An 11,479-nucleotide genomic window follows, 5' to 3' on the forward strand; every position below is an offset into this window, starting at 1 on the left:
GCAAAAGGCTCCCGTGGGGGAGCCTTTTTTGTGTAACGCTTGGACGTTCGGATTAGCGGATGAGAATCTTTTGAGTAGCGCTAAAGTTTGCACCGTTTACGCGGACAATGTAAACGCCTTGCGGAATTTTAGAAAGCTGGACTGTGTGCGTTCCGGCAGAAAGGTTCGTGCCGATGTTCTGCACGAGCTTTCCTTGCAACGAGAAGAGGCTTGCGTTCGAACGGGACGGGACTGTGAGCTGTAAGGAACGTCCTTGCTGCGAAAGCGTGACTGCAGAACTGCGGACTTTGCTTGCCGGGGAAATGCTGACGTCATAATCTGCCCAACCTGGCATGTCGTCAAGCGCGATAATGCGTTCGTCGTCCAAATTCTTTTTCCACATGTCGGTAGGCGTCTTGTCGAGGAAGTTTCCGCTCCAGGTCTGGCTCCAGGTCATCCAATAGCTCCAATAAGCCTTATCTTCAGCAATGCTATCGATATCTGGAATTGCACCGTTTTCACTCAACGCGATTAATTTGTTTGTTCCGACTTCGCTAATGATCTTGTTGTAATAATTGGCACCAGAGTTGTGGTTGAGCAGGGGATCGTAAATATCGACTGCGACAATGTCGACATATTCGTCGCCGGGATACCATGCCCCGTTGAGAGCGCTGTAATCGTAACCATAAGTCGGATCCGTGTTGATGTTCCAGACCCAGAGCAAATTTTTTACGCCATTCGTATTCACCATGCGGTCAAAGACCAAGCGGTAAAGCTGGACGTAGCATTCTGCGCTGGCGACGCCCCACCAGAACCATCCGCCGCTTGCTTCGTGGAGCGGACGCCATACAACGGCGATGTCTTTTTCTTGCAGTTGCAGGAAATAGTTAGAAACGATATCCACGTCGCTGACGATATTCTGGTAGACTTCGGAAGAAGTGTTGATTTCTTTACAGGTGCTGTCGGTGAATGCAAGCGTGTAATTGAAACAAGTGTTGTTGTCGGCTGTCTTTGTGACGCCTTCCGTGCAACCTGCATTCTTGTAACCGTTTGCCTGGGTGTAGAAGATGGTGTCTTCGCCGACCTTCCAGTGCCATGTGAATGTCGGGATGCCGCCCTTGTTCCACAGTTCTTCGGTCATGACGAGGTTGTTTTCGGTGTAGCCTTTAAACCAGCCTTCTTCATGGCGACCGCCTGCTGCAAAGAGCATGTCGAAACCGCCGATGGCGGGGTAATGGCCGCTACGGTTGTAAAATTCGGCAATATCCGTTTGGCCTGTCCAAGCGACTTCTGCATCGCTGTATTTGCAGGAATCTGCCGGAGTGCATTCGCCGGCTTTCAACAGCTTCATATTGCCGTAGTCATAATTGAAAACTTGATCGCTGATCATCATGCCGCTGATGGTCTTGGTTCCAAAGTTGTCCTTCAGAAAATCCAGGACTTTGTATGCGGCTTCTGTGGCGCCTGGGGTGACTGGCGTAGATGAAATATTGAATACGGGGTCTGGGTGACGTTCGACGGAAAGATAGTCGACGCCGATGGCTCCGTTGCCGACTGTAATCGTATTTTCACCGGCCTTCATTTTTGCAGATGCGGTGATGGTATATACGGAGTCGCAGGTGCGCGGGGTGGTAAGCATGGAACCTGCTTCAACGCCATTCACGAGAATGACGGAAGTTGTCCAATCATACTGGTGAATGAGTACCTGGGTGGCGATGTCGTACATGGCCGTTTCGTCTACTTTGACAGTAAATGTCATGGCTTTGCTGACTTGGACGTATTTTCCACCAGAATAAGAATAGGTGGCGTCTGAAGTAATGGCGGATGCGTCTACACCAGATTGTTCTTCGGCTTCGTAAACGGTAGGGGTTGCATGGGCTGAGGTAATCCAGGCAGCCGCAGCAAAAACGGTTAGGGGTAAAGTTTTGAGTTTCATGAACACACTCCTTTAGGTTTATACAATATAAGTTTATGAAGAGTTTTTTCAAAAGGTTGAAAAACTTATGTATGCGATAATCCAGGCGGATGCCATTGCGAGCGGAGCGAAGCAATCTTTAGCCCGCATTTTATATATTTGAAAACGACATAGCCTGTGGTGTGAAAATCATAGGCGCTGAGTTTAACGCTGAGTTAGCTCTTATTCTCGTTATCGAAATCTGGTAAATTTTGAAAATTCCCGAGAATAAGGTGAACACTCACGTCCCGTATGGGGCGTGGGTCGTTTGTACTTGTTGGGAATAGGTTTACCAGAGCCTCGATAACATAAGTGCATCCGACTCCACGCCTTTTTTGTTTTTCCGACATCTTGGGCCAAGGTCTCCGTGCACAAGGGATGACTCGTTCATTTTTACATGGAGCATGCCCCGATTATGGCAAAGAAAAAAGCGGTCGAGACCACACTGAACCTCGAAAACATTCTCTTTAACTGTCGCGATATTTTGCGGGCTGCCCGAAATTCGGGTTCGTTCTTCGAAAAACGCGACATGATGCTCACGCTCGTGTTTTTGCGCTTTATTGGCGAAAAATTTGACGACGGTGTCGCCAAGTTGCGCAATGTGCTGATAGAACATGGACTCGATCCTGACGATGAAGGTGTCCGCTCTGCATTTTTTGAAGATATCTCTTTTACAGACGGAACATACTATTTGCCTCCTGAAGCCCGATGGTCGAATATCATTGACACTCCTGCTCCAAAACTGAATTCCGCGCTTGATGGTGCCTTGCACAGTATTGCTACCGACTCGAAAGACCTCAAGGGCTGCTTTGTCGAAGGCACGTTCATGACGCGAAACCTTGCCCCCAACGACATCAAGAAACTGGTGGACGAGGTGAACAAGATAAGCCATAAAAAGTTCGGCGAAGAAAAGGACTTGATCGGCCGCGTCTATGAATATTTCTTGAAAGAATTTGCCGTAAACGCCACGAAGGAAGAAGGAGAATTCTATACGCCACACGATGTGGTGCAGCTGATAGCCTCGATGATTGAGCCTTACGATGGAACGCTCTACGACCCGTGTTGCGGGTCGGGCGGCATGTTCATCCAGAGTGCGGAACTGGTCAAATCTAAGCAGGGTGACGTCAACCGCATCAACATTTACGGTCAAGAAAAAGAGGCCGCTACTTACCGCCTTGCAAAAATGAACCTCGCCTTGCGCGGACTCAGTCACCATTTGGGCGAGACGAACGATTCCACATTTAGGAACGACTTGCACAGGGGACTCTATTTCGATTACATCATGGCGAATCCGCCGTTCAATCTCAAGGGTTGGTATGATAGCGATTTGAAAGATGATGCACGTTGGGCCGATTACGAAACCCCGCCAGATAGTAACGCAAATTATGCATGGATTTTGCACATGCTTTCGCACCTAAAGCCGTTTGATGGTGTAGCGGGTTTCTTACTTGCAAACGGTGCGTTAAACGATGATGACACGATTAATATTCGAAAGAAACTTATCCAAAATGACAAGGTCGAAGCGATTGTCGTACTGCCGCGGGAACTATTCATTACTACCGATATCAGCGTGACGCTTTGGATACTGAACCAGAACAAAAAAGGCGGAAAATACAATGGTCGTAAACTCCGCAACCGCACGCACGAAATTCTCTTTATGGATTTGCGTCAATGGACGGAGAACCCCGTGAAGAACGAACAGAAGAAAAAGGTGTGTCTTGTCACGGAGCAGATTGAGCGGGCTGCAAGCATTTATCACACTTGGCAGAACGAAGGAACCGACGGCACGAATTATGCAGTGCCGGAACTTTACCGCAGTGTAGGAATCAAGGAAATCGAAGAAAAGGGTTGGGCGCTTACGCCGAGCAAGTATATCGAATTCATTGACCACGACTTGGATATCGATTACAAGAAAGAAATGAAACGTATTCAGGACGAGATGAAGGCCTTGCTAGCGACAGAAAAACAAAGTCAGGAAATGTTGGTAAAAGCCTTCAAGGGCATTGGCTTTGATATCGAATAGCGGGGATGGATTATGGCTTTGAAAACGTATAAATTAGGTGAGTTGATATCTGTTGTTGATGAGAGAAATTTGGAAAGAATAAAAAAATTTTATGGCATTAATATAAATAAAGAATTTATGCCAACAGTTGCTAATACAAATGAGCTAGACGAATCAAAATATAAAGTTGTTAGAAAGAATAGATTTGTATTTAGCGGCATGCAAACGGGTCGAGATGAATGCATTAGAATCAGCATGTATTTAAATGAGAATCCTATCATCGTTTCGCCTGCATATGTGACTTTTGAAATTTCTAGGACAGATATTGTTTTACCAATGTTTTTCTTTATGCTATTCTTATCAAAAGAAAAGGATCGATTAGGTTGGTTTTATAGTGATGGCAGCATTCGCTCTAATTTAGATTGGCCCGTTTTTTGTGATATTTCTATCACACTTCCTGATATAACAATCCAACAGAAGTATGTGGATATTTACGAGTCAATGGTCGCTAACCAAAAAGCTTACGAAAAAGGCCTTGACGACCTAAAGCTTACCTGCGATGCCTTTTTAGACAAATTGAAAAAAGAATGTCCTAAAAAAGAAATTGGAAAATTACTCACCGAAGTTGATAGAAGAAATTTAGATGGCCAGATTACTTCTGTAAAGGGAATCAACATAGATAAAAAATTTATTGATTCTGTAGCAGACACGAATGGTGTTGATTTAAAGAAATACAAATTGGTATTAAAAAATGAGCTTGCATATAGTGGAATGCAAACTGGACGAGACAGGTGTGTTAGAATAGCGCTCCAAGATACAAATAAATCAATTATTATTTCTCCCGCTTACTCGGTATTTCAAGTTGAGGAATCGAAGATATTACCTGAATATGTAATGATGTGGTTTTCTAGAACCGAAATCGATCGTTTGGGATGGTTCTATAGCGATGCTAGCATTCGGGCCAATTTAGATAATGACAGATTGTTTGAGATGCAAATTCCCATTCCCAATATTTCCGTACAACGTTCAATCGCAGATATCTATAAAGTCTATACAGAACGCAAACGCATCAACGAACAGCTAAAGCAACAGATAAAGGATATCTGTCCCATTCTCATCAAGGGTTCGCTGGAGGAGTAAACCATGGCGAAATTGATAAACTTCAACGGTCGCTTCTGCGAATCGGATTACGAATTTGCCTTTATCTCATATCTTGAAACGGAAGGCTGGCAGTATTTGCCGGGCAACAAACTTGCCCGAGAAGAAATCAAGGAAGTCCTTCACTCCGATGACATCAAGGAATATCTGACCACAAATAATCCAGACCTGTCGAAGGACGATGTCGAAAAACTGTTCGACACCATTCGCCTCGTGGGTGCCGAAAGCGATTTTGCAACACTTCACAAGTTCTACAACTGGCTTATAGACGGCATCAAGTTCACTCCGCAAGACGGGAAACCAAGAACAATTCAACTGATAGATTTTGAACGCCCTGAAAATAATATTTTCCGCGTCGTGAACCAGTTGACGGTTGAATATGTCAACAACGGCAAAAAAGAAAACCGCCGTCCCGATGTGATGCTGTATGTAAATGGGTTCCCGCTTTGCGTTATAGAATTGAAGAACCCCGCCGATGCAAACGCCACTATTTATGACGCTTGGGAGCAAATCAATATTCGCTACTGGCGCGATATTCCGCATCTTTTGCATTATTGCCCATTGGCCTGTATTTCCGACGGCGTAAAGACCCGTCTTGGAACAGTCCGCACGCCTTACGAACATTTCTATGCATGGCGACGAATCAATGAAGGCGACAAAATTTCAACGATGCCGTTTGCCGAAACCGAGGCGATGATAAAAGGCGTCTATAATCCTGTCCGTTTCCTAGAAATTTTCCGCGACTATGTTTATTTTCAGGACAGCGAATACGACCACGATGAAAAAGAAATCGTCTGCCGTTATCCGCAGTTTTTTGCCTCCCGCTTGCTCAAACAGAGCATTGTCAAGTCCGTCATTGAAAAAAGCGGCAAGGGCGGCACCTACTTTGGTGCGACAGGCTGTGGTAAAACTTACACGATGGCGTTTCTTGCCCGTCAATTGGCACTTCGCTGTTCCGATATTCCCGAAATCGGGTCTCCTACAATTGTAATGATTGTGGACCGCGAAGAATTGCAAAAGCAGGGGGCAAAACTTTTCAAGAAAAGCACGGAGTTCCTGAATCTTGGGAGCGTCGAAGTCGTAAAGAACCGTAAGCAACTTCGCGAAGAACTTGGTGCGCGTGAAAGCGGAGGGTTCTACATTTGCACCATTCAAAAATTCTGCGACCGCGAAGACGATAAAATCGGCCTAATCAACAACCGTGCAAATATCATCTGCTTTTCGGACGAGGCACACCGCACGCAACTGGAACATTCCAAGAAAATCCAGTTCAGCAAAGATGTGGACGAAAACATGAAGGCGATGATTTCGAAGCCTTATGCGAAAGTTCTGCGCGAAGCGTTCCCCCATGCGACTTTCGTCGGTTTTACGGGCACGCCAATTGCAGAAACATACCAGACCTTCGGTGACGAAATCGACCGCTATACCATGGACCAAGCGGTTGCCGATGGCTTGACGGTTCCTATCAAGTATCATCCGCGTATTGCAAAGGTATTGCTTGACAAAGAAAAAGTCAAGGAAATTGAAGATTACTACAAGAAGTGCGCCGAAGATGGTGCAACAGTTGACGATATTCAGGCCAGCAAAAAAGCGATGAGCTCCATGGAGGTGATTCTTGGGGACCCCGCCCGCTTGGAACGTCTTGCAGTCGATATTCACGACCATTATGTTTCCAGTTGCGCAGGCGAACCGGACCGCGTGCAAAAAGCGATGATCGTGTGCTCTTCTCGCCCAATTGCATACGACCTGCTGAAGAAATTCCAGGAGAAATATCCTGAATGGTTTGTCGAAAAGAAAACACCTGATGGTGTTATAGCAACTGAAGAAGAATTGAAGAAAATGCAGCCCGTGCCTTTTATGGCGATGGTCGCAAGCGTTGGGAGTAACGCCCGCAAGGAAATGTACGATTATCTTGGTGGAGTCAAAAACGATTCCCGTTCCGAAGAATTAGATATTGCCTTCAAGAACGAAAAGTCAAATTTCCGAATCGTCATTGTCGTGGATATGTGGATTACAGGTTTTGATGTTCCTTGCCTTACATACATGTATAACGACAAACCCCTAAAAAAGCACATGCTGATTCAGACAATAAGCCGAGTCAACCGTAAAGATACGGGCAAGGAATATGGCTTGATTGTGGATTACATCGGCATTCGCGATAACATGCGCGAAGCGATGAAACTTTATGGCGGCGATACATCCGTTGCCCCGACGGTAGATGATGTGGAGCAGGCAACAGCCGTATTCAGGGGCGAATTGGAAATTCTAAAACGCCTATTTGCCGGGTATGATATCGCTCCGTTCCTGGATCCGGAATGCGAACCAGGAAGGCGGTACATGCTGCTTGCAAAAGCCGCTGAATACGTGTTTACCTCAACGCAAGAACTCAATTCGGAAAAAAAGAACGGAGCAAAGGCGCCGCAAAAGGTTTCCTTCAAGAATTACTTCTTGCAAGTCGTGAAGCGAATGCGCGTGGCGTTTGATATCTGCTCGCCTTCGGGAAACTTGACCGAAGAAGAATCGGCTTTAGCCCAGTGTTTTATGGCGATTGCGGGCTTTGTGCGTAAAATGAGTGGTACAAGCGATATTGATACCGATACGATGAATCGCAATGTCGCTAAAATGGTAGAAGAAGCGCTCAAGTATAGTAAAGTAGAAAGCGTTCTTGAAAGCGGCGATGAAGAGAATATTTTCAGCCCGGAATTCTACGAGAAACTTTCCGATGTGAAGATGCCCGCAACTAAGCTTGAACTTCTGGTGAAAATGCTCCGCAAGCAAATCAAGGAATTCGGAAAGATTAACCAAATTGCTGCAAAATCGTTCTTGGAAATGCTCGAAAGGACAATCGAGGAATATCACGAACGCCGCAAGGCTTTGACCGCTGAAGAAGCGGGTGAAACACAGGAACATGCGACGGACGAAATCATCAAGAGCGCGACAGAACAAGCTCTTGAGATTTTGCGCCAGATGAACGAAAATCGTGAAAGTTTCCGCAAAATGGGCTTAACCTTCGAAGAAAAGGCTTTCTACGATATTCTGCTTGCTCTCCGCGATCAATACAACTTTGAATATGGCGAAGACAAGAACGTTGACGGCGTAGTCATTAACGAAAAATGCAAGGCCTTGGCGAAGAAGGTGAAGGAAATCATCGATACGAAATCTTCATTTGCCGACTGGCTCAACAATCAGAATGTGCGCAACGCCCTCAAAGTGGACATCAAAATCTGCCTTGTAAAAAACGGATACCCGCCGCAGTACAGCCCCGAAGTATTCAGCAAGGTTATGGAACAAGTTGAAAACTTTGAGGAAAATCAATAAACGCTCTTGACAGTCGCCTTCTAGTAATTTATATTTAGTGCACAAGAGTGCAGAATTGTGCTTTTCGCGCACGGTGTAAAATAATCAAAGCCCCGCCTTTTTATGCATGTAGGCGGAGGGAGGAAAGATGAAAACTAGCCCAACAAGGCCTGAAAATGTTATATTGCCATCAAGCAATATGATGTACCCCTTCATGACACTTGACGATAACGCGGAAATTGTCCATTCCGAAATGGGCAAGGACGGCCGCGTTAAGGTGTACATCGAAAAGCCCGACGCAAAAGACGGCTTCCATCGGGCGACATGCTATCTACCCTCCTATACATGGGAAGATATATTCGGTTTTTCAGATGAGGAAATCAATCGCTATAAGAAGGTGATTGAATCTACGGCTCATTTGATAATGGAATTTTCTCAGAAAGGTGGGTTCAGCAATGCCGCAAATCTTTAAGATAGGATCTTTCTGGGTTTATTTCTGGTCCAATGAGGGTGTTCCTCTGGAACCGGTACATGTTCATGTATCGGAAGGTGTACCTGCTGCCAATGCCACTAAAATCTGGATAACTCGGGCTAGAAAATGTTTCTTGGCAAATAACAATTCGCGTATTAATCCGCATGTCTTGCAAAATATTCTTCGGATTATTGAAGCACGTCATGAGGATGTTGTTGCGAAATGGATTGCTCATTTCAACGAAATATCGTATTTCTGCTAAGAAAAATTAAAATGATATTGTAAGCTTCCCCACGCGTCAAATACTTCCTGTAGCGTTCTCCGCCAGATTCCGTGCTGATCCTAAGGACTTCGTCCCTGTCGAGGTACTTGCAGAGTTCGCGAAGACCGGCTGTCCGGTAAAAAATGTACTTTTGGCCATAGCGTTTTGTTTGGCTATAATTTTACCGGACACGAATAATAGAAAATCTCCTTTTCCGCATCATCACAGTCAGTCTTGAAACCATAAAAATGGGAAAGCATTAGTTTCGTCAATTTCTTTGCATGGTTCGCTCTTGAATGCATTGGTGTAATTGAAGCAGGTGTTGCTTTCGCTGGTGACCTTGACGCCTTTTATAAAAAAAGTTATATTGAAATATAGAAAAATTTCTATGAGTAAGATGAGACGAAAGGAACAGATTTACATGAGTACGGCGAAGATGCTCAAAGCGATTTCCGATCCGAAACGTCTTCGGATTGTGGATATGCTTTCGTGTGGAGAGCTGTGCGCCTGTGAGATATTGGAAGAATTTCATATTACACAGCCTACGCTGTCTCACGATATGAGGGTGTTGGTAGAGGCCGGTCTCGTAATAGACAGGAGAGAGGGCAAGAACATATACTATAAGTTGGATAAGGAAGCTCTTGACCGAATGCTTCAGACTCTTGGAAGGGTATTTGAGGATAAGCCCGACTGCATCTGCCATAAATGGAAGAGATAAAGATGCAAAATATCTATAAGAAAGAAGGGCGTAAAAATGTGGACATTCATACAGAATCAGATAATTGGAATGAAGTGGCTGAATGGACTGATAGGCCAGCTTCTGTCTGCCTCCGGCTTGGATACCGGCGATAGAATCGGTGGAAGTGTACAGTTTTTTCTCTATGATGTAATCAAGATTACGATGCTGCTGTGTATGCTGATATTCCTGATTTCATTTATCCAGAGTTTTTTTCCACCAGAGCGTAGCAGAAAGATTATGGGCAAATTTCAGGGTGTGGGGGCGAATATCGTTGGTGCTCTGCTTGGTACAGTAACGCCTTTTTGCTCTTGTTCTTCTATACCGATATTCATGGGGTTTACCAGTGCGGGAATTCCTATTGGGGTGTCATTTTCATTCTTGATATCATCCCCAATGGTAGATCTGGGGAGCTTGGTAATTCTGATGAGTATCTTTGGTGCAAAGATTGCAATCGTCTATGTGGTGTTGGGACTGGTGATTGCCGTCATCGGCGGAATAGTGATTGAAAAATTGCATCTGGAAAATCAGATAGCTGACTTTATCAGGAACAGCAAGAGCAGCGTGGATATAGAAGCTTCGGGACTGACCGTAAAAGAAAGGATTGTTTATTCCAAAGACCAAGTGTTTGCGACATTGAAGAAAGTGTTCCCGTACATTCTGATCGGTGTTGGTATAGGCGCTATGATCCACAATTGGATTCCGGAGAGTTGGATACAGATAGTGCTGGGGAGCGATAATCCATTTGGCGTGATTATCGCAACGATTGTAGGGGTTCCGATGTACGCAGATATTTTTGGGATGATTCCTGTAGCGGAAGCACTCCTTGCAAAAGGCGCGCTTCTGGGAACGATTCTCAGCTTGATGATGGCGGTTACGACACTTAGCCTGCCGTCGCTCATCATGCTGAAAAAAGTGATCAAACCAAAACTCCTAGGAACATTTATAGCTATCTGTTCAGTGGGGATCATCATTGTCGGATACGTCTTCAATGCCATTGCTTATTTATTGGTATGAAAGAGGAGATTCGATGTATAAACCGAAAGTCGCATTTATCTGTGTTCATAACTCATGCCGCAGCCAAATTGCCGAAGCATTAGGCAAACACCTTGCATCTGATGTATTTGAAAGTTATTCTGCCGGAACGGAAACAAAGCCTCAAATAAATCAGGACGCCGTGCGCTTGATGAAGCGGATCTGTCAAATGCCCATTTCTTCCCTGTAATGAAAGATTTGATTGGGGGTTAGAAGATCCAACGGGAGCCTGTGATGACGTGTTTATCGAGACAATCCGTGAAATTCACAAAAAGATTGTAGAGCTTTCGCATCACCTGGCAGGGACATAAAAATTCACTTAAGGAGTATAGCAATATGAACATTAAGGTATTAGGAGCAGGATGCAAGAGATGTGAAGCTCTTTTGAATGCGACAAAAGAGGCTGTGTCATCCGAGGGAGTTGATGCAGAGGTGGAGTACATTACAGACTTGGAAAAGGTCGCAAGCTACGGTGTAATGAGCATGCCTGCGCTGGTGATTGAAGGCAAGGTGGTTTCTGCCGGAAAGGTTCTGAAAGCGAAAGAGGTGGAAAAATTCCTCCACTAGAACCACTTGCCGCTGGC

8 protein-coding genes and 2 pseudogenes are annotated in these 11,479 nt (G+C 45.1%); 9 read left to right on the top strand and 1 reads right to left on the bottom strand.

All coding sequences use genetic code 11. The features are described from left to right. Nucleotides 1-52: 52 nt before the first annotated feature. Nucleotides 53-1,915, bottom strand: coding sequence for a glycosyl hydrolase (locus BGX16_RS11025; protein WP_100426080.1), 1,863 nt, complete (start codon nucleotides 1,913-1,915; stop codon nucleotides 53-55). A gap of 433 nt (nucleotides 1,916-2,348) precedes the next feature. Here BGX16_RS11025 and BGX16_RS11030 point away from each other — a divergent pair, with 433 nt between their 5' ends. From BGX16_RS11030 to BGX16_RS11070, 9 genes and pseudogenes are all read left to right on the top strand, one after another. After that, nucleotides 2,349-3,956, top strand: coding sequence for a class I SAM-dependent DNA methyltransferase (locus BGX16_RS11030; RefSeq protein WP_100426845.1), 1,608 nt, complete (start codon nucleotides 2,349-2,351; stop codon nucleotides 3,954-3,956). A 12-nt stretch (nucleotides 3,957-3,968) separates the two neighbouring features. After that, nucleotides 3,969-5,075, top strand: a complete 1,107-nt coding sequence (locus BGX16_RS11035) for a restriction endonuclease subunit S (RefSeq protein ID WP_100426081.1) — start codon at nucleotides 3,969-3,971, stop codon at nucleotides 5,073-5,075. Nucleotides 5,076-5,078: 3 nt separating this feature from the next. After that, nucleotides 5,079-8,411 carry a type I restriction endonuclease subunit R gene (locus BGX16_RS11040; protein ID WP_100426082.1) on the top strand — a complete coding sequence of 1,111 codons (3,333 nt, stop codon included), beginning with the start codon at nucleotides 5,079-5,081 and terminating at the stop codon, nucleotides 8,409-8,411. A gap of 178 nt (nucleotides 8,412-8,589) precedes the next feature. Continuing rightward, the gene (locus BGX16_RS11045) at nucleotides 8,590-8,862 is read left to right on the top strand and encodes a hypothetical protein (protein ID WP_073055544.1); all 273 of its coding nucleotides are present in this window, start codon (nucleotides 8,590-8,592) and stop codon (nucleotides 8,860-8,862) included. Continuing rightward, complete coding sequence (locus tag BGX16_RS15280; RefSeq protein ID WP_100426083.1) at nucleotides 8,846-9,124, top strand: DUF4160 domain-containing protein; 279 nt, start codon at nucleotides 8,846-8,848, stop codon at nucleotides 9,122-9,124. The genes BGX16_RS11045 and BGX16_RS15280 overlap by 17 nt, the downstream gene beginning before the upstream one ends. Before the next feature lie 388 nt (nucleotides 9,125-9,512). After that, entirely contained in the window at nucleotides 9,513-9,842 is a 330-nt protein-coding gene (locus BGX16_RS15110; RefSeq protein ID WP_277352371.1) for an ArsR/SmtB family transcription factor, read from the top strand. Between the two features lie 36 nt (nucleotides 9,843-9,878). Then, the gene (locus tag BGX16_RS11060) at nucleotides 9,879-10,877 is read left to right on the top strand and encodes a permease (RefSeq protein ID WP_100426084.1); all 999 of its coding nucleotides are present in this window, start codon (nucleotides 9,879-9,881) and stop codon (nucleotides 10,875-10,877) included. A gap of 13 nt (nucleotides 10,878-10,890) precedes the next feature. Beyond that, nucleotides 10,891-11,206 (top strand): annotated as a pseudogene (locus BGX16_RS15285) (arsenate reductase/protein-tyrosine-phosphatase family protein). Nucleotides 11,207-11,237: 31 nt separating this feature from the next. Beyond that, nucleotides 11,238-11,462: pseudogene (locus BGX16_RS11070) on the top strand (thioredoxin family protein); the annotation flags it as partial. Between the last annotated feature and the right edge of the window lie 17 nt (nucleotides 11,463-11,479).

The sequence above is a fragment of the Hallerella succinigenes genome, from assembly GCF_002797675.1.
Classification (GTDB): Bacteria; Fibrobacterota; Fibrobacteria; order Fibrobacterales; family Fibrobacteraceae; genus Hallerella; species Hallerella succinigenes.